This window comes from Gaoshiqia sp. US2, from assembly GCF_059705485.1.
The window spans coordinates 6,203,437-6,223,702 of sequence record NZ_AP048550.1 but is presented as its reverse complement, the minus strand read 5'-3'; the positions used below and the strand labels follow the sequence as shown (position 1 = coordinate 6,223,702).

Annotated in this window: 15 protein-coding genes and 1 pseudogene; 8 read left to right on the top strand and 8 right to left on the bottom strand. The window is 44.0% G+C overall.

Translation table 11 applies throughout. The annotated features are described in order from the left end of the window. Positions 1 to 8 precede the first annotated feature (8 nt). From AC6H3C_RS24870 to AC6H3C_RS24850, 5 genes and pseudogenes are all read left to right on the top strand, one after another. A complete protein-coding gene (locus tag AC6H3C_RS24870) occupies positions 9 to 6,245 on the top strand; it encodes an RHS repeat-associated core domain-containing protein (RefSeq protein WP_497518416.1) in 6,237 nt (2,078 codons plus the stop codon). A 1-nt stretch (position 6,246) separates the two neighbouring features. Next, positions 6,247 to 6,804 (top strand): hypothetical protein, encoded by a 558-nt coding sequence (locus tag AC6H3C_RS24865; protein WP_497518373.1) that lies wholly within the window; start codon positions 6,247 to 6,249, stop codon positions 6,802 to 6,804. 197 nt (positions 6,805 to 7,001) lie between these two features. Further along, positions 7,002 to 7,436, top strand: a complete 435-nt coding sequence (locus tag AC6H3C_RS24860; RefSeq protein WP_497518414.1) for a hypothetical protein — start codon at positions 7,002 to 7,004, stop codon at positions 7,434 to 7,436. A gap of 14 nt (positions 7,437 to 7,450) precedes the next feature. Further along, entirely contained in the window at positions 7,451 to 7,957 is a 507-nt protein-coding gene (locus AC6H3C_RS24855) for a hypothetical protein (RefSeq protein WP_497518413.1), read from the top strand. A 157-nt stretch (positions 7,958 to 8,114) separates the two neighbouring features. After that, a pseudogene (locus AC6H3C_RS24850) lies at positions 8,115 to 8,453 on the top strand (RHS repeat domain-containing protein); the annotation flags it as partial. Here AC6H3C_RS24850 and AC6H3C_RS24845 read toward each other — a convergent pair. From AC6H3C_RS24845 to AC6H3C_RS24815, 7 genes are all read right to left on the bottom strand, one after another. Then, positions 8,423 to 8,818: a helicase HerA-like domain-containing protein gene (locus tag AC6H3C_RS24845; protein WP_497521295.1), complete on the bottom strand. Its 396-nt coding sequence runs from the start codon at positions 8,816 to 8,818 to the stop codon at positions 8,423 to 8,425. The pseudogene AC6H3C_RS24850 and the gene AC6H3C_RS24845 overlap by 31 nt on opposite strands. A 351-nt stretch (positions 8,819 to 9,169) precedes the next feature. Beyond that, positions 9,170 to 10,006 (bottom strand): glycerophosphodiester phosphodiesterase, encoded by an 837-nt coding sequence (locus AC6H3C_RS24840; protein ID WP_497518412.1) that lies wholly within the window; start codon positions 10,004 to 10,006, stop codon positions 9,170 to 9,172. Positions 10,007 to 10,086: 80 nt separating this feature from the next. Then, complete coding sequence (locus AC6H3C_RS24835; protein ID WP_497518410.1) at positions 10,087 to 11,565, bottom strand: SusD/RagB family nutrient-binding outer membrane lipoprotein; 1,479 nt, start codon at positions 11,563 to 11,565, stop codon at positions 10,087 to 10,089. Positions 11,566 to 11,595: 30 nt separating this feature from the next. After that, the gene (locus tag AC6H3C_RS24830; protein WP_497518408.1) at positions 11,596 to 14,739 is read right to left on the bottom strand and encodes a SusC/RagA family TonB-linked outer membrane protein; all 3,144 of its coding nucleotides are present in this window, start codon (positions 14,737 to 14,739) and stop codon (positions 11,596 to 11,598) included. 176 nt (positions 14,740 to 14,915) lie between these two features. Further along, on the bottom strand, positions 14,916 to 15,848 hold the full coding sequence (locus AC6H3C_RS24825) for a metallophosphoesterase family protein (RefSeq protein WP_497518407.1): 933 nt from the start codon (positions 15,846 to 15,848) through the stop codon (positions 14,916 to 14,918). Positions 15,849 to 16,135: 287 nt separating this feature from the next. Continuing rightward, positions 16,136 to 16,258, bottom strand: coding sequence for a hypothetical protein (locus AC6H3C_RS24820; RefSeq protein WP_497518405.1), 123 nt, complete (start codon positions 16,256 to 16,258; stop codon positions 16,136 to 16,138). A gap of 150 nt (positions 16,259 to 16,408) precedes the next feature. Beyond that, a complete protein-coding gene (locus AC6H3C_RS24815) occupies positions 16,409 to 16,606 on the bottom strand; it encodes a LuxR C-terminal-related transcriptional regulator (RefSeq protein WP_497518403.1) in 198 nt (65 codons plus the stop codon). Positions 16,607 to 17,050: 444 nt separating this feature from the next. On the opposite strand from AC6H3C_RS24815, the gene AC6H3C_RS24810 reads away from it, so the two are divergent. Together AC6H3C_RS24810 and AC6H3C_RS24805 are read left to right on the top strand one after the other, a co-directional pair. Continuing rightward, positions 17,051 to 17,632 carry a hypothetical protein gene (locus AC6H3C_RS24810; RefSeq protein ID WP_497518402.1) on the top strand — a complete coding sequence of 194 codons (582 nt, stop codon included), beginning with the start codon at positions 17,051 to 17,053 and terminating at the stop codon, positions 17,630 to 17,632. 164 nt (positions 17,633 to 17,796) lie between these two features. Next, the gene (locus AC6H3C_RS24805; protein WP_497518401.1) at positions 17,797 to 18,141 is read left to right on the top strand and encodes a hypothetical protein; all 345 of its coding nucleotides are present in this window, start codon (positions 17,797 to 17,799) and stop codon (positions 18,139 to 18,141) included. A gap of 496 nt (positions 18,142 to 18,637) precedes the next feature. Here the strand turns inward: AC6H3C_RS24805 and AC6H3C_RS24800 are convergent, their stop codons facing one another. Beyond that, entirely contained in the window at positions 18,638 to 19,717 is a 1,080-nt protein-coding gene (locus AC6H3C_RS24800) for an ISAs1 family transposase (protein ID WP_497521271.1), read from the bottom strand. 203 nt (positions 19,718 to 19,920) lie between these two features. On the opposite strand from AC6H3C_RS24800, the gene AC6H3C_RS24795 reads away from it, so the two are divergent. Further along, positions 19,921 to 20,097 (top strand): hypothetical protein, encoded by a 177-nt coding sequence (locus tag AC6H3C_RS24795; protein ID WP_497518400.1) that lies wholly within the window; start codon positions 19,921 to 19,923, stop codon positions 20,095 to 20,097. Positions 20,098 to 20,266 lie beyond the last annotated feature (169 nt).

Genomic DNA, 20,266 nt, shown 5'->3' with positions numbered 1-20,266 from the left:
GACTCGCTATGAACACAAAATACTACATGGGATACGGAATAACTTTGTTCCTGCTGGCCATCTTCCTCTCTTTTGAAGGCCAGGCACAGCCAAAAAAGAAAGTGTCGAAGCCTGACCTGGAAAACTGGACCGATGAACAGCTCGACCTATGGGAAGATTCGGTAAAAAAAGCGCTTTATCCCGATCCGGAAATAAAACAATCACCAGCCCCTCCTGTCGGCAATGATGATAAAACAAATGAAACAGCCGCCACAGGTATTGTCAGCCAGGGTGCGGCGCCTCTTGCCTATACACTTTCTGTCAGCATTGACCAATCCAAAGGGGTTGGCGAAATCCCGATTATCCCGGGCACATCGCCGGCAGGGGGAGCCACTTACCAGGTTCCCGTTGATGTTTATCCTGGCCCCAAAGGTATTCAGCCCCAATTGGCAATGGTTTATAACAGTTCCGGTGGAAACGGCCCTCTTGGAGTTGGATGGAGTTTAGGCGGTTTGTCGTCAATTACGCGGATAAACAAATCCATTTACTATGACGGGGCTTCAGGCGGGATAAACAGGAATAAAGACGATGCCTTTGCCCTGGATGGCGTCCGGTTGATAAAAACCGGGAGTACAGCCACAACCTACCGTTATGAAACTGAACAAGGACAAATAAAAGCAATCGCCTACCTTTCCGATGGTATTGTTTCGTATTTCGAGGTGCTTTATCCCAACGGCAACAAGGGCATTTATGGTGATACAGAAAACTACGACAGCCAGAACCTGGAATACCCCCTTACTAAAATGACCGATTTGCAAGGGAATACTGTCAGTTATGGTTATTTCTGGTTTTACCGGTATTATATCAGCAATATAACTTACGGCGACAATGCCGGGGCCAGTGTCAGTTTTGAATATGATACCACCCGGCCTGATGCTTTTTACACGTACAGCGGAGGTTTGCAGCTGTACGAAAACCGCAGGTTAACCAAAATCAATTGTAAGTACGGCAGCAATATCCTGCACTCCTACTCAATTGGCTACACAACCATAAAAAACAATTCGGCGGTCAGCCGGATAGACTATTCGACGGGGAGTAATTCGTTCAATCCCCTGCTGTTTTCCTACGGCACGGACAACAACCAGACTGCTTATACATCAGGTAATGTTCAGCTCCTGGAATGGTTTGAGGCTGGTTCTTCCCCCGGTTTGATCCGGGTAACCAAGGGCAAATTTGACTATGGATCGGACGATGACGGGATGATTTCTTTGCCCAACAAAAACCCTTACTGGAACCATTACCGGAATAAAACAACGTTCCGTCACTCCCAAAACCGGTATGACAATTATTATACAGGCAATGAGAAGATTTTTCTGTACGCCGGATTATCCGGTTCACTGGCGTCTCCGATGCCAAACCTGACAACAGAACCCGGTTTTATCGATATTTTCTGCGCTGATGTCGACGGGAAATACGAAGAAGAAGTGGTGAAAGTAAACGATAAGGTAAACGGGAGCTACGATCAACTAAGTTTTAAGGTTTATACGGCTAACCTATATTCAGGCTTAGCCTTAAAATATACCCGCACGTATAACTTTTCGACTGTTCTGACCGATGCTGACGGGGGGAAAAGCATCCATCCGAAATTTTATTTTACCGGCGACTTCAACGGGAACGGAAAGATGGAGGTACTAGCAGTATCATGTAACAATCCTATCGGTAATACAAGCATTACTTCAAAATGTTATCTCTTTGATTTGGAAAGCAATACCAAACTTTTTGAAAGCTATGTGTTCCCTTATGTGGTCGATTTTGTTGGGGTAAGACAGACCGATTCGCAGGCTGCTTTTGATAATACCGATCGCTTGTTTGTAATGGACTACGATGGGGACGGTAAAAGCGACGTGTGCCTGATAAACGATTCGGGGACCAACATTTATACCTTCGATGTTTCCGGCTCAACCTATACCATGCGTAAAGTAGCCACTTACACCGGGCTGAAAAAGACCAACCTGGCCGGGCGCAACCTGATGCCGGGCGAGTTTGACGGCGACGGACTGGTCGACCTGCTCGTGTCGCCGACTTCGGGCGGCAGTTCCTGGTCCATTTATCACTCAATGGGCAACGGGCAGTTTTTGCAAACGACGTTTTACGGACCGACGCATTCAACGACCGAGAATTATGGAGAATTGCTCCAGGATGTCAATGGCGACGGACTTACAGATTTGATTCGGTACACCACATCTGGCTTTTATACTTACCTGACGAAAAACGGGGTTCCTTCCTCGTCGTATGAAACATACACTTCAAAAACGTCTTATTCCAAGCTAATACCAACCAGTATTGTTAGCCGGAACGTGTTTAGCCAGTTGTTATGCTTGAAAGACGGTATAGTAACCAAGTATGTATTCCCCAGGGATGATACCCGTGAACGAATGCTGACAACAGTTGTTGGTAGTTTGGGTGTAGAATACCGCAACGATTACCGGAAGCTTAACAGCCAGGCATATAACAATAGCGGACCTGTTTACACTAAAGGTTCCGGGGCGGTTTTTCCTTATGAGAACCTCAACGGCCCCCTGTGGGCGCTGTCATCACAGGAAGTGTGGCTGAACGGGCAGCAAAAGGAGTCGGTTTCGTACAATTATTCTAATGCCGTCATCCACAAACAGGGGCTTGGCTTCCGCGGGTTCGGGCGCATCAGTAGCTACGACAACATCCGGGGGCGGTCGTTTGTTCAGGAAACTGACCCGTACAATTACATGGTTCCCAAAACCGACGAATCGCCAACCGCCAAAAACACGTACCAGTTTTCGGTTACGGTACAGGCCAATAAAATACTTAAAATACGGCTCTCCCAAAAAACCACCTACGATAAACTGAAAAAGACAAACACTTCAAGCAGTTACACCTATGATACTTACGGAAACCCGACCCGCGAAACAGTTAGTTTGGACGGTAACATTACGGTAACCACCGACAACATTTTTTCAAACTCGACCAGCGATGCCTTGTATTTGTTGGGCTTCCTGCATGATCAAACCATAACAACTACCCGGAACGGGACCAGCTCTTCAACCGGTTTTTTCTACCCGGTTTACAGCAGAGGGCTCCCAACTGTCAAAGTGTACAGAGTCGATGGGAAAGCGATTGGGCAGGAATCCTTTGCGTACGACAGCTTTGGCAAAGTAACGACCAGGCGTGAGAGCCATTTCTCATCGGCCCAGTTAATTTCTACCTATGTGTACGATGCTTTTGGTCACCTGGTCAGCGAAACCGACCCGATGGGCTTTACCGCCGAAACCCACTACGGGGCTAACGGCCTGCCCGATTACACCAAAAACCATAAAGGACAGCAAACCAACCTGGTGTATGACGAGTTAGGACGGCTGAAAACAAAAACAAATCCCCTGGGACTGGTTACCGAAACCACTTACAGTTGGGATGCTGCAGGTACCAATGGGCTGTACTGTATTACCCAAACAACAACGGGGCAGGCCACACAAAAAACCTGGTACGATACCTTTGGCCGCGAAGTACGCCAGGCAGTGCAACGCTTCGACGGGTTATGGTCTAAAACCGATCAGTTGTACGACAGCTACGGCCGTTTGCAGAAAGTCTCGCTGCCCTTTACCGGCTCCGTCGCATCGTTCTGGAACACCTATGCCTACGATAGCTACGACCGGCCGCTATCAGTAACCAAGGCCTCTGGTAAAACAATAAGCTACTCGTACGACGGGCTTAAAACAACCACGACCAGCGAAGGCATTGCCTCTGCCCGTACCTACGATGCACTGGGCAAACTGGTTAAGGCCGAAGACCCGGGCGGCGCCATAACTTACACCCTCCGTCCCGACGGGCAACCATCGTCTGTCCTCGCGCCCGGCAATGTCACTACCAGTTTTACCTACGACGAATACGGGCGGCAAAAAACAATCGTCGATCCTTCGGCCGGGATAACAACCTATAATTATGATGCCTCCGGCAACCTGAACCAGCAAATTGACGCCGAAGGGCGGGTGACCGACATGCTTTTCGACAATTATGGAAGGATAATCTCTAAAAGCTACCCGGAGTTTTCGACCAGCTACAATTATAATACCGACGGCCTCCTGGAAACGGTTACCAGCAACAACGGCACAGCAATAGTTTATACCTACGATGTTTACAACCGGTTAAAAACCGAAAAAGAAACCGGCGCCGACGGCCTGTGGCTCGAAAAAAGCTATACCTATAAAACAGATGGCAACCCGGAGACACTGACCTATAAAACTACCGACGGGACCATCACCAGCGAGCATTATAGCTACGCCAACGGCGAGCTGACCGAAATTAAGCTGAATGGCGCCACCTCCATTTTTAAGCTAACGACCCAAAATGCCCTGGGGCTGCCAACTGCCGTTACCACCGGCCCGTTTGCCCGGCAGTACGCTTTTAACGACTACGGCATACCCACCGGCCGCGCAGCAGGCAGCCTGATGGATGCCACCTACAGCTTTGAAGCTGCCACTGGCAACCTGCTTAGCCGGAAAGACAATAAACGGAATAAAACAGAAAGTTTTGACTACGATGGCTTAAACCGGCTGACCGGTTACGGAACTTACACGGCAAATTACGATGCCAAGGGCAACCTGGCCGGGAAAACCGATGTGGGTACCTTTTATTATACCAACAGCAGTAAGCCCTACGCCTTGTCGGGCGCCGACCTGTCCACCAATGCGGTGCCCCTGCGCAACCAAAATATAACTTACAGCTCGTTTGAACAACCGCTAAACATCGCCGAAAACGGCTACCTGGCCGGCTTTACCTACAATGCCGAAGGCCAGCGGGTAAAGATGGAACTGAAACAAAACGGCGTCATCCAGCTGGTACGCCATTACCTGGGCGCTTGCTACGAAAAAGACCTGGGCGTTGGCGGTACCAAAGAAAAGCTGTACCTTGGCGGCGATGCTTACTCGGCCCCGGCGGTGTACGTGAAACAGGGAAGCGGCAGTTGGCAGTTGCACTACATTTGCCGCGACTACCTGGGCAGCATCACCCACCTGGCCGACAGCAACGGTTCTTTGACACAAGAGTTGAGCTTTGATGCCTGGGGGCGCCTGCGCGACCCGGCCAGCCAAACAACCTTTGCCCCCGACAGCGAACCCGAGCTGTTTTTGGGGCGTGGGTACACCGGGCATGAGCACCTGAACTGGTTTGGCCTGGTGAACATGAATGGCAGGCTTTACGACCCGGCAGTGGGGCGTTTCCTAAGCCCCGACAACTACGTGCAGTTGCCCGACTTCAGCCAAAACCTGAACCGTTACAGCTATTGTTTGAACAACCCGCTGAAATATAATGACCCGAACGGGGAATTCTGGCATATCATTATCGGGGCATTGGTTGGTGGGGTGGTAAACCTCGTAGCCAATTGGGATCATATTGATGGCTTTTGGCAGGGGCTGACATCTTTTGCTGTTGGTGCAGGAGCAGGAGCGTTTGTTGCTGGAACAGGAGGTGCAGGGGCCGGTTTCTGGGCCACAGCCGGGGTAAGCGCCCTGGGTGGCTCTGTAACGGCAGGTACCAATAGTATAGTTTCACAAACCGGGAAAAATTTTTCGGGCTTTGAAGATATTAACTGGGGACAAGTTGGCATCAGTTCGGCCATTGGCGGTGCAGCCGGTTTTGGAGGGGGTGCAGCTGGTTATTGGGCCGCAAACTCTTCGATACTGGTAAACAATGTTAGCAGTCCTTTAGCCAGAGCCGCCGTAGTTTCACCCCTTGCGGCCGGTGCCGGACACATAGCCGGGGGAACTGCAGCCGGATTATTTCAGAGGCAAGGCCTTGGAGAAGCATTCGGAAATTCGTTTAAAGGAATTGGCTCCAGTATGGCTCTGGGTGCAGCGCTTGGGATTGCAACAACAGTTGGAGTATCATATGCTAACGGGATAAATCCTCTGACAGGGAAACCGATTGCAACAAAATCACCAGGAGGTATATTGTCTGAGAATGGAGTTTATGGAACACAAAAAGGGCTTAATTCTGACATATCTGACATGTACCTTAAACAAATGGAATCGGGCAATTTTGATTTAAACCACAAAATTGGAGGCTATACCTCAGAGGGTAAATATTATATAGGCGATGGTCATCATCGAATGTATGCCGCTTACAGATTCTACCAGCAAACAAGCGATAGTTTTTATATAAACCATTTGATAAATACTGGTAGATGGACTCCTTCACATCCATCAAATTATGGATTGAAAATTTATAAAATTGATTGATATGCTAACAGTTGTCAGTTTTGAAGGGGATGTAGATTTATCAATAAACCCCTTTAAATTAGAGAAAGGCAGTATTATGTTGCTTTTTATGCCTCCAGGTAGAGATGTTAAGGTATGTGAGGAGCTAGTAGGTTTAACTATTTATCAATATCCATATTGGGTGAAATTTCAATCCGAAAACATAGATGAAGTTGCTCTTCAATTACTCAATAACAACATAGATTATTTGAGAAAATTTCTAACGCAACCATATTCCAAGTTCGCAAAAGAAAATATGGCTTTTCTTTCGGGATGGGATGTTCGATTAATCAATATCTTTTTAAAGAAAAGAATTGACAGCGTTAATTTTATTGAACTCAATACGGCAGGATTATCAATAGGTTCGTTAGAATTAATGTTTGATTTTCTATTAAATGAATTATCCGAGACACACATCGAGTCAACAACGTATATGATAATTGAACCTACTCAAAAAATTGGAAAGATTAATCCAATATTTATAGACAGGAATAACATTAGTACAGTTTTTCAAAAAATCTATCGGCAGAAAAGTAAGTAATGTTCCTCCACTGGCGCATTATTGCAAAGTGTGCCGTGAGATAACTAAAAAGAAGCTGCTTGCCAACCGGCGGGCGGCTTCTTTAAAGTTTTTGCTAATTTAGTTGAGCGTTCTTTGAAAAACTGAAGCCAAGCCTTCTCCGGCAATTGCCGGAGAACGGGAAGGGGGCTTTTTTGCCGATGCCCGAGGTAAAACCAATGCCAGCCCTGCCGTTTAATGGTTCGGATGTCAAACTGAACACCGAGGGCATGCGCACGCAGTTGCAGGATATGCCCTCATCGGTTGAAAGAGGTTCCGGTTCAACACTCAGCCTCCCTAAACCGGAAATGAGGGAGGTGAACTTTGTCGGGACAAAACCGGGAACAAATGTTGTGTATCAAGGGTTAGATGCAGAAGGCACTACCAGATATGTCGGTATCACCCAACGGGCACCGGAGGTAAGGTTTGCAGAGCACTTAAATTCTGGCACAGCAAGATCGTTATTAGACTATCGTGTGGTTGACGGAGCATCAGGCTTATCAAGAACGGGTGCAAGAATTTGGGAGCAACAATTGATCAATCAGTATGGCTTACAAAAGAATGGTGGCCTACTTTTAAATAAGGTTAATTCAATTGCACCAAAATATTGGTGATAATATAGTATCAAATGACAAGAGCAAATACGAAAATAGGTGATGTTTTTTCTGTCAAGATAGACAACAGCAACAAGAAATACTTTCAGCTGGTTGCCTTTGATTTAACGCAGCTAAATAGTGATGTAATCAGGGCTTTTAAAAAAGTGTATCCAATTAGCGCCGATCCTGATCTATCAGAAATTATAGATGAAGAAGTAGAGTTTTATGCCCATTGCGTTACGAAGTTAGGCTTAAAAATGAACGTTTGGGATAAGATTGGAAATGCAATCGAAATAGGAAACACCGCCAATATTTTATTTAGGGATACCAACGACTATGGTTCAGGGATTGGAGAAGAACCGATAAAAGTTTCTGACAAATGGTATGTCTGGCGCATCAACGACAGGGATTTTACCCGTGTCGGAAAATTGGAAGGCGAAAACAGAAAGTCATACATTGGCATAATAATTAACCCATTAGGGATTTTAGAACTTTTGAGGGGAAATAAATATCCGGTCAATTATCCTGAGACGGAGTAAGTGTTTTACTTACTCTCCCTACTGGCGCGTTTTTACAAAATGTGCAAAAAAATAGGAATAAAAAGGAGCTATCCGGCAACTGTCGGATGGCTTCTTTTTATACTTTCGCGAAATTCGTTGAGCGTTCTTTGAAAAACAGGGAAGCGGCAGTTGGCAGTTGTACTACATTTGCCGCGACTACCTGGGCAGCATCACCCACCTGGCCGACAGCAACGGTTCTTTGACACAGGAGCTGAGCTTTGATGCCTGGGGGCGCCTGCGCGACCCGGCCAACCAAACAGCCTATGCTCCCGGCAGCGAACCCAACCTGTTTTTGGGCCGCGGCTACCCCGGCCATGAGCACCTGCCCTGGTTTGGCCTGGTGAATATGAATGGCAGGCTCTACGACCCGGCAGTGGGGAGGTTTTTGAGCCCGGATATTCATATACAAGCCCCGGATAACAGCCAATCTTTTAACAGATACGGCTACTGTCTGAATAATCCGCTTAAATATGTCGATTTAAATGGGTATACATGGTTTACCAAGCTTGGAAAATGGCTTGGCAAAACCGGGCCATATTCCGAAACAGTGGCTTTCATTTTTGCACCCGATTCATCAGAAATGCTTACAAACTCCAGCGGAAAACCTTTTCCTTCCCAGTTAAACCCGATGATCTTTTCTCTTTTTTCAATGATTGGATTGAATTTGCCGGGAGTGCCCAAACCGCTTAAATCGCCTTTTATATCCATCACCAAAACCGGCACCCCTGCATTCGGTAATTCTTCGACAATAACCTGTAGTGATTTCGTTTTTCCTGTTCCTGTTGCACCTGCAATTAATCCGTGTCGGTTAAAGGTTTTTAACGGGAATTTTACCTGCACACCGGTTTCGTAATCGTTGTTAAATACTGCCGAACCGGCCAAAATCCATTCTCCCTGAAAATTATATGATACTGATGCATTTGAGAGATGAAATTTTCTTTGTTCATGAGCAAACGTGTTTATTATTAATTGTTATATCAGGCGAAATTTAAGTACTAATATTCAAAGAATCATTAGCACTAATTTGATTATGGCAAAAAAAACGGGGAAATTGTTTAAAATAACTGTCCTGTAAGTTTCTCCTTTCGGAAAAATACAGGACAGTTTTATTTATGACAAACGACAAAGAATTTTACAGTTTCAGATTCTGCGCGGGGAAAATCAATCAGACAAAATGAATTATGTTTTCAGTTATTGTTTTTGGTTTAAGATTTTATTAAGCAACAGCAGATTATCAGTCATTATAGAATCCACACCGAGTTCAATCAGGTTAAGTATGTCGTTTCCCTCAAGAACTCCCCAAACCCCAACTGAAAGTCCGTGAAGTTTACTTTCGCGGATAAACAATTCATTAGCAGCTTTATAAAAAATAAGGCTGCCCGGTAACTGGTGTTCCCGAATTCTCTTTACAGCCAGTTTTGGCTGAGTCAGAACCATATCATCAGAAAGTTCATGAAACATTGTAACCGTGGAATTGCCCTTTCTGATTGCAGTAGTGCATTCCGGAATTTTGCCGGTAATTACAATCTGGTCAATCATATCCATTTTTTCGGCCAGTCGCACCATTGGTTCAATGGCTGTGGCATCTTTCAAATCGATATTCACAAAACAATTTCCCCTGATAGCTTTAAAAGCTTCTTCCAAAGTTGGTATTTCAAGTCCTTTAAATTCAGGTGATTTCCATGAGCCTGCATCAAGTTGTTTCAGTTCCGTTAAATTTAATGACGACACAAGTCCTTTTCCACTGGTTGTCCTGTCAACAGTTTCGTCGTGCATAACAACCATTTGCCTGTCGGAGCTCATACTCAAATCAAGTTCAATACGGTCAGCTCCGGTTTTAATGGCTTGTTCGAAAGCCAATAGTGTATTTTCAGGATACAGCTGACTAAAACCGCGATGAGCTTCGCGTATTATTTTTTCGGAACAGAAATTATTTTTTCCCGGATTATTTGCACCTGAAAGATGGCCAGTCCCTACGGTAAAAACTGCTGTTCCCAGTGAATGAACCAGAAAGCTTCTTCGTTTCATAACCTGCTTTTATACAAGAATTAAAAAGTTTGCCGGCATAAAACCGGCAAACCAATAACACTTGATCCTATGAAAAAAACCTATTGCAGCCACCAGGGAGTTGCCCTGATATTATCGTTGCTTTCGCCGTACTGACTTGTAATTGCAACTGTAACATTTGCACTGTTGTTCTGGTATTCGCCGGTTGGGTACATCCAACGGAGCGGAGGCGTAACTCCCACCTGCGTTCTGAATACAGGATATCCTGTCCGCAATTGGTCGAAGTACATTCTCCAGCCTCCCTGCAAAAACGAAGGAATGTATTTTTGCATCATAATCAACTCAAGTTTTGCTTCGTTGCCCGAGGCTTTTGAAAAGTCAACCAGCGGCTCTGCCAGATAAGCTCCGGCAGCAGCGCTGCTTACAAAATCAGCATATTCTGAAGCATAAGTATTGTAAAATTCGAAAGATGCCTTTACCCCATTATCGTAATGTTCTTTTGCTGAAGAATTAATCCAACCTCTGACACTTGCCTCTGCAAGAATCAACTGCAGCTCGGAATAACTCATAAACATATGCGGCTCGGTGGTTGGGTCGGTGGTGTATCTCAGGTTAACTTTCGAAACTTTACCGGCAGCAGCTTTCAGGTTAACTTCGTTGTAAGGTGCAATCGGGTCGCCGCCTTCGTAAGCTGTAAAGTCATTGATGGCTAAGCCGTTTTCCTTGGCTACGCGTGTTTGTCCGCAGAATACAAATAAACGCGGGTCTTTCCTGTCCTGCAATCGCTGTATAAATGTTGAATCGATATACCTTGCCGAACCGTAGCTGCTGCTGTTGTATTCGGTATAACGACTGCCAAGTTCATCAATAAACTTTAACTGTCCGTTATCGGCATTCGATTCAATAAGCGGTGAATTGTTGTAAATACCGGCAAAAGTTGTCACCACATTCAAATCGGAATCCGTTACTTTTTTCGAAAGCATCATGAGTACTTTTAAACGGAATGAATTGACAGCTTTCCGCCACTGACTGGTATTTCCGTTGTAAATAACGTCACCGGCAATGATGCTGTTATCGCTGGCCAAAAGTTCATCGGCTTCTTTTAGTTCATTCAAAATACCCTTGAGGACTTCTTTTTGTGAATCGTACCCGGGTGTATAAATTTCATCGGTTTCGCCTTTTAAAGCATCGCTGTAAGGAACGTCGCCAAAAGTAAGCGTCAATCCGAAAAAGTAATATGCACGAAAGAATTTTCCGAGAGCAATGTATGCCGGACTTTCAATCCTTTCCGCTTCCTGGATCATTTTAGTAATGTTCCTGAGCTGGTTGTAATTCTCAAAACCACCCCTGCTCCATTTGTAATACTGGTTCTCGTTTTCACCATCGGTTTGAACAATCATACGCGAAGCATACATAGGTGACACTCCTGCTACCTGAAAAGCATTCCACTCGATGTTGGTTAACAGAAGCTGAGGGTGTGTTTCAGGCACATTGTTCGGATTAATATTTAACTCTGTCAGATCGCTGCACGAGCTAAAAATCAGTGCAAAAAGAAATATGGTTAAAATATACTTTTTCATAATAAGAGTCATTTTTGATTCATTGCTTAATTAAAATGTAACTGTTAATCCAAGGCCAACATATCTCGACGAAGGATCCTGTAAATTGTTATCGTCGCCGTAATCGGGGTCGATGATATCTGCCTTTTTCCACATCAGCAGGTTATAGCCGTACGCTGTGGCTTCAATTTTTTTGAAAGCGGAGATATTTATCAAACTGGTAAGGTCGTAATTAAAAGCTACTTTTCTCAGTTTCACATAACTGCGGTCGAAAACGTTGGCGAATGTTTTGCTTTCACTTTCGGTTACTTTTGCGCGGTAAGGATAATTCTGACTCCAGGTTTGCCAACTCACGGCAGTTGCGTTTTGTTTGTAAACCCGGGTGTCTGAAATCGCATTCCCATCGGTATCCCTTGTGAGTGTGCCACTTACAACATTAACAGCATCAGGCACATAAACCGGTTTGCCGGCAGCGTATTCAGCATCGCGGTATTCAGTTGAATAAGGATGTTTACCACCCCACCACATTTTTTCTACGGTAAGCGAGTTGATTACACCGCCAACAACACCGTCGATATTCACATCGAGCGACAGTTTTTTATACTTGAAGTGGTTTTGTAAACCAAATCTCCAATTGGGATCCAGGTGACCGTGCAGTTGTGCATACGAGTCTCTTGTTGGCAACCCGTTCGATTCAGAAACAATCAGTTCTCCATCGGCGGTTTTCATCCAACCTGTGGCGTAGTAATTATCGACCCGTTCGTTCAGCGAATAATTGCCGTATTTATTTGCGCCTCCGTAAATTTCAGTCAGCTTTTTAACACTGGTTGACCAGTTTAAACCCACATCCCAACGGAAATTATTTTTCTTAACCGGATTGGCATTCAGCATTACCTCAACACCGTTGGTTGTGTATTGATTCCCGTTTACTTTTCGGGAACTGAAGCCACTTGCCTGTGAAGTAGGAAGATTGATAATCTGGTTTTCGTCAACAATATTGTAGTAAGTAACATCAAAAGTCATTCTGTTTTTAAAGAATACCGACGAAAGACCTAATTCGAATGACGTCGATTTCTCGGGTTTGATATTCGGATTCACAATCACCGAAGGATAACTTACCATCGAATTACCATCATACATTCCGGCATTGCTGTAATATGAGGAAGTTTGGTAAGGCGACAGGTCGCTCGATACTTCGGCCCACGAACCATAGAGTTTCAGATAATCAACAACTTTGGGGAGTTGAACAAGATTGGAAACCAGTGCACTCAGCGAAACCGACGGGTAAAAATACGAGTTGTTTGATTCGATAAGCGTTGATGACCAGTCGTTTCGTGCGGTGAGAGTAAGGAAAAATGAATTCATGGCATCCATGGTTAAGGTTCCGAAAACACTCCTGATTTCTCTTTCTTCGAGATAAGTAGAAGCTTTTACATTTCCGAGCGAGTTGTTCAAACTGTAAACCCACGGAACAACCAGCCCGTCAGTTGCATTGTATTCCTGCTGGTATTTTTTATAAAACATTGAAGCACCTGCATTCGCGCTCAATCCGAATTTTTCGGAGAAATCTTTATTAAACGAAAGCAACACATCGTTGTCCACGTTTACCTGGTCGGTATTCCATGTTTTATAGTCGCCTTCGCGCGGGTCGCCATAGTTCAGGTAAGTCTTGGGACTTTCCCTGTCTTCGAAAATATGTTTTAAAACGGCCGAGCTTCTTCCCTGCAGACTCAGGTTTTCGGTAATGTCCCATTTCAATTTTACCTGCCCGTTAATGGTATTTTGGTCGAACTCCTGATTCAGCTCGTTGGCAGCAAAGTAAACGTTGTTATACCATGCATAATTAAAGTTGGCCTGCCGGTATCCTTCCTGTCCCGGAATATAAAGATGTTCTTTAAGTTCCTTTCCGTTTACATCGTCGCCCATCCAGATTAAAATGGTGTACATGTGGTTTTTAGGACCGTATCCGTAACGCGGGTAGTTAGGTGATACAACTTTGTTATATGAGAGTTTTGTATCGAAAGTTAAGTTTTCAGCAAGGTTGTAAAGAGCATGATAAGTTAACCCGCCGGTTTTTAATTCCGAATTCGGAACCCGTCCTTTTTCCGACTGATAAAAGCCTGAAAACCGGGTGGATGCATTTTTACTTTTTGAAGCAATTGCAAAATTGGTAGTTGAAATTACACCTGTCCGCATAAAATCCTTCAGGTTATTGTGGTATTCCCATGCAATCGGCACTCTTGAATAACGCGATTTATTATCGTACTGGGTTCCAGAAACATCACCCCACCATGGAATAGTTTCGCCTGTTACGTTGTCATAAATCGGACTGTTCCACTGGGCAATCTTCAGATTGTCGGAAAATTTTGGACCCCAAATCATATCACCATCGGAAATACCACCGTCCTGCCCGTCCCAGAACTCATACTGTCCGTTTGAACCGTTACCATATTCCGTCTGTGTTTTCGGGAAAACGGTGTACCCTGCAGAAACCATCGTGTTGTTGGAAACAGTAATCTCCAAACCTTCTTTATCAGCATTTTTTGTGGTTATCAGAATTGCGCCGTTTCGTCCGCGTGAACCGTAAAGTGAAGAAGCAGTGGGGCCTTTTAATACTACAATGTTTTCAATATCAGTGGAAGAAACATCAAAAAAGTTGGTTTCCACCGGGATTTCATCAATAACAATTAACGGCGATTTTCCACGCAGCGAAATATCAGGCGCCTGGAACATTCCGGTTTTGGTGTTCACAGTTAAACCAGCAACCTGACCGCTCAGCATGTTTCCCATATTAGGGGCATTCACGCTGGTAATTTCCCTGGCGTCAACCGTTTGAGTGGTATAACCAATTGATTTTTTTTCCTGGCTGATACCAAGCGCAGTAACGATTACTTCGTCGATAGCCTGAACACTTTCTTCCAGTACAACATCAATTTGATTTCTTCCTGAAATGGCGATTTCCATCATTCTGTAACTAATAAAAGAAAATGACAAAGTGCCGGTTGAGGATGCATTCATCTGGAAAAGCCCATCCTGATTGGTTACTGCACCGTTTGTTGTTCCTTTTTCCATAACAGTTACCCCCGGTAGCGGACTTCCGGAGTTGTCAGTTACTTTTCCTTTGATTTGAATGTTTTGGGACCAGACACATGTTGCCCAAACCAAAAATCCAATAATAAAAAGAATTTGTTTCATACAATAAGTTTGTTTTTTAAGCATTAAGTAATTTTGTTTTTTAAGCATACTAATCCGATTTTGGCGCGACTCTTCACATCAATTAGTTAATTTTCAATATTTTGATCTCTAATAAGTTTCAGTTGCCAAAGGTGAATAGCAACACCTTATTTTAGTTTTTGGTATGTATATCCGGTTCAATATTGATATGATATTAATTCGGTGTTTATCACCCCATTATCATAAAAATCAATAACTGCGTACGAAGGTTCAAATTCCTGGTAATTTCCATTCCACCAACCACCGCAGGCCGCCCCGTTGCAGTGGTAATGAACTCCGAGATATTCTGTTTTATCGGCCAGGTGAACATGTCCGCTAAGCGCTGCTTTTACATTACGATGGTTGTAAAACAAATCTTTTATCCGTTTCGAATCAATGTGCATCCATGCTCCGGGAACTTCCCAATTTCCGGTTTTTGAATTTTCGCCATCGAAAAAAACCGATGCCGATAAAATTGGAATATGCGAAACAATACATATAGGTGTTTTTGGGCTGGTTTTTTCCAATTCCAGCGTTAACCATTCAAATTGTTCCTCGTCAAGCCGGGCTGTGTAAGTATGATTCTTTTCAATATAATACGGACTGTCAAGGCATATAAATTTCCATCCTTTGTTTTCAAACGAGTAATACCTTTCAGAAAGCCCAAGCATTGACATTGCCCATGATTTGCCGAAAAGCGGGTCGTTTGTCACCGACATATCATCCAGCCCCCAACCCCACACATCATGATTCCCGATACAGTTGTACAAAGGGTACTGTAGTTGATCTTTAAAATACCCTGTCCATGCCTCCCACTGCTTTTGAACATTTTCCTTTGATTGTTTAAGCGAGTCCATGATATGATCGCCGGTGTGTAAAATAAAATCCGGTTTTTCCTTCATTGAGTTGATTTTACCGGTTAAAACACGTAATGCGGCTTCAACCTTTTCTGAAGGAAAAATATGTGTATCGGTAATATGTACGATTCGAAAACTTTTTTGACGATTTTCGTTGTTTTCCGCAAAAGAACCAAGATTGCTAAAAACCAAACCTGCCGTCAGCGATTTGTTTAGAAAATTTCTTCGATCCATTGGCTATATGTTTGCCTGCTAATATCCGGTTAGTTTGTAACATATATGTTGCCTTATGATTTATGTTTTATTAATGAATTTTAACAAGATTAAGTTTCAGTCACAGTTTTATTAAACAGCCGACAAACAATTTCATTTCAAAATTAATTTGCTTTCCGTAATGATAGCATTGGCCCGGTCCAACTCATCAAGCTTTTCCCCATAACAATGACATACCCGTTCAATCTGCTTATCCGATATATCGATATCCAAAAATCGCAAGAACTCCTCACTGGCTTCAGCAAAAACTAATTTTGACCCCAGCCTGCACATATTTCAAAATGATAAGCATCTGTTTGGAAATTTTCCTTTGCAAAATTTTCCAGTTTCAAAATCATTTCTTCAGCTACTTTTTGTAAGTTTGGTTTCACAATGTTTTTTTTAGGGTTATAAATATATGATATTAGTTATCAGTTTATAACCCTTCTTTTTTGAAAAAAAGTGGATTTTGTCGTACACCCTATTCAACTAAAATTATCTGGAATTAATATGCATTTTTTACCTTCACAGCAATTTTTGTACTAGCTGATTATTCCTTTTGACACTGCCATTTTAATTAGCTTGGCAGTATTATTTGCATTGAATTTTAATAAAAGATTCTTACGGTGACTATCAACTGTCGAGCAACTAATGAACAATTTATTGGCTATCCCCCCGCTGGCGCGGGTCTGTGACCCGTGCCTTGCTTTGAAAAAGCAAAAGTTTGCCTTGATGGGCAAGGCGCCGATTTGTAATCGGCGCCAGCCTGAGGAAATCTCAAACGGCTACGAAAGTTCTCGAGCTGTTGGCAAAGGATGAAAGCAAAGTAATCAGCAAGGAAGCCATTAAAGCTCTGAAAAAACAGGTTAAACAGTAGTGAGTATCCTATCTTTCCCTATTGTGTCGGAGTACTATTGTAAACCCTGTTTATTGAGATATGTAAAAGCAGGTAGCGGCTGGACCGATTAAATCCGGTACAGCCGCCTTGAATGGTTTGCCGCATATCCGGATGAGCCGGGTAGAATAAATTGAGGATTCCATCTTTTTCCGGGCGGGGCCCTTAGTTTTACCCAAACATTCAATTTTGTATAAACATTAAAAAAACAAATTATTATTGTATGACATACGATTGCTTTGTAAGCAGATGATAATGCCGGAAAGTAACAAACACAAATCACTATGACATGAAAAGATTAATATTTATTATCTCCGTCCTGATGTTCATCGTTTCTCATGCTTCATCTCAGGATAACAGTTCCCTATCCATCAGCTATCAACATTTACACAAATCCGGGAATCAGGGGGTTGGGGCAGGCTTTAAAACAAACACCTGGGGAAACGTGATGTTTTTATCTGACATGAACTACTTTTTTCAAAAGTATCACGGGATATTTGAGGACAATTTTCAAAAGGAGTATTACAACACTTACTATGCGCTAAACCTAAATTTGGGGTATAATGTCATTTTATCAAAAAACGTATGCCTTTTGCCCTATGCGGGAGTAGGGGTATTTCATGAACAGATCGATGGATATGTTTCGTCACAAGGCGCTTCTGGCGGATCGGGTACAGCAACCGGGGCGCCTTTCAATGTAAGCATTGACGACAATATTACAACACCTGTAATAAACATTGGCATACTGATAGAATACTATTTGTCGGGGCATCTTTTTTTCACGGGGGGCACAAAGTACCAGGTAGATGTGTACGACGGAACGTATAATGACTTTCCTTATTTGACTTTAGAAATCGGGTATAAACTTTAAAAACGGGCACACTCCGTTGGTGCACTTCTGCAACGTGTGCCGTGAAATCAAAACTGTAAAGAAGCTGTCCTCCGGTTGGCGGGCGGCTCCTTTAAACGCCTCCCCGGCCCCTCCAAGGGAGGGGAATTCAGAAAGGGAATTATATTATTAACCCGATACGTTCTTTGAGTTACTGCTTAAACAATCCTCTAAAATATATCGACCCGACTGGGTATACCTGGCTAAGCCAGCTTGGAAAATGGATGGCTCAAAATGCTAAAGCAGTAACCCTCGTGGCAACTATAGTTGTTGCGGGTGTGGCAACTATCGCTACGGCAGGAATGGCAAGTCCGCTTTTAGCCGCTGCAATCGTAGGGGCTGCCGGAGGATTTACCGGTGGCGCTGTTGGGACCTGGTGTACGACAAAATTCCACGAAGCCCCAAACATTTGGTCCACAATAATTTGCTACCCCTTATCAAATCTCTGGAGGGAATATTTAACCCGGCAGGAATACCAGGATGAAGTCTGATAAGCGCCTTTAGGCGCCAAATATGGGTAGAAAAGCCAAGATTCAGATATAATCCCGTCCCGGATGGGACGGAAGAAAGTTGGCACAACGGAATATCCTACCCATATCAGGTTTCTGACGGAACCATTGACAAATCCGCCACCCATTTGGAGGCACGGCAGCCGGTGCACTGGGAGATTTTGTTACCGGGCTGACAACCGGTGGGTGGGATAAAGCCTGGGAGATGGCCGGACAAGGAGCCATTTATGGAGGTATTGCAGGTGCTGTATTGGGTGGATGCCGGGGGTATAGGAATGCCAGGGCTTTAGGGAATAATCTGTGGACAGGAGAGGCAAGGCCAATGCCAAGTACTCGCAATGGATAATTACCACGATTGCGTAAAGAACGAATGTGCTGCTTCTTCATATCGGTTAGTATTTGCTCCAAAACCTGTAACCAATTCCCAAATAATTGGCAATATGATACAAGGGTACCTTTTGATACAGGGCAAACGCATTTAAATTTTGAGTAAAGTTTCCCTGTATTTTTTGTTCTGTAAAGCTTTTGATCTTTTTCTCTTTTTGCTGGCTTTCCAATGTTGCTCGTTTACCAGCAAAGCCATGACTGTTTTTCGTATGGTGTTAAAATTCTGGGCGGCATAACCTTTTCTTTTTCTGGATTGATCTTCGCCAAAGACTACATCCAAAGTCCAATGCAGGTTGTTCTCGATAGCCCAGTGGTTGCGTGTCCAGGTGTTGAACTGTTTTGCCTGGGCTTCCAGACTTGATATGTAATATCTTGTTTGCCGGGAAGTTTCTCCGGTTGACTTGATAACCCTTTGAGAATCGATCCGGAAAATTGTTTTCAGCCCTTCCCATTGATCCGCGCCTTCGATCATCTCAAGGTTGCTGTACGCAGAGCATTCGCGGGTTTCGATCCGGCCATGCCCGCAATCAACATCTACATCGGAACTGATGGATTTATTGAACCGGATTGTATCCAGAATACCTTCTTCGAGCGACGGCTGGTTGCCTTTGACTGCAAGAATATAATCGGCCCCCTGTTTTAATATTTTCGAGGCAATGTTCTTTTGGCAGCCCATTGCATCAATGGTCACGATGCACCCTTTGACATCCAGGAGAGAAAGCAGTTGGGGAATGGCCGTGATCTCGTTGCTTTTCTCCTGAGTGGCTACCTGTCCCAGGCACAGCCCGTTTTGGGTGGCGAAAGCAGAGACCATGTGTATCGCCGGATTGGTTAAATAATGGGAGTTGCACATGCGCTTGCCATCAATAGCAACCACCTCCTGGTCGCATTGAGCCCGCAAACTGTTGGCCCACTGGGAAAAACAGGCCGAAAACTCAACTGGGTCAATGGCCGAAAAAACCCGGTTAAGCGTGTCGTGCGAGGGAATGCCATAAACAAAAGAGCCGTACTTGCGCAACCAATGCTGCTGTTCCAGGCCAAAGTCCGCGATTTCCTCCCATTCGTCCATTCCGCACAAAACGGCGGACAGTACCAGCAACAGGATGTCATGCAACTGGTGCCGGAAATTACCCCTGTTTGTCCTTCTTGGTTCGCTCACCTTGCTGAAAATCTGGTGGAAAAGCGAACTCTTCCATGCTTCTGAAATTTGTTCTTCTGTCTTCTTATTAATATAGCAAAACTGGCAAATCTTTTATCCAATCATGTAACTAATCAACAGATATTTAGTATATTAGCAAAACGAAAGGCGGGCCATTTACAACATGCAAAACCCGCCTTTCAAAAATATTAATCATTCAAACATAATGAAGAGTTATGAGGAAACCAAGCTCCTCGGCAGGAGCTTATGGCTTAAACCAAACTTTCTTAAATGCGTTTGCCCTGCTTTTTGATAACCTTCTAATTGCTTTATCAATAAAGGTAGTTGATTGGTTCTATTTCGGGGAAGTTATTTTGAAAGTTTTCCTTCTTTTTGGTCAAAAGACGGTTTAACTCTAGTAAAATCACCTTCATACGGGATACTAAAATTTGAATAAATTGTAACCGAATGTTATTCGTCGCTTAATCCTTAGCCGATAGCTTTGAGTTTTAAAATCGGGTCCTGAAGCTACTTTTCAGGACGATTGAAACGAAAGAAAGCAACAGTTTAAAACTTCAGGGA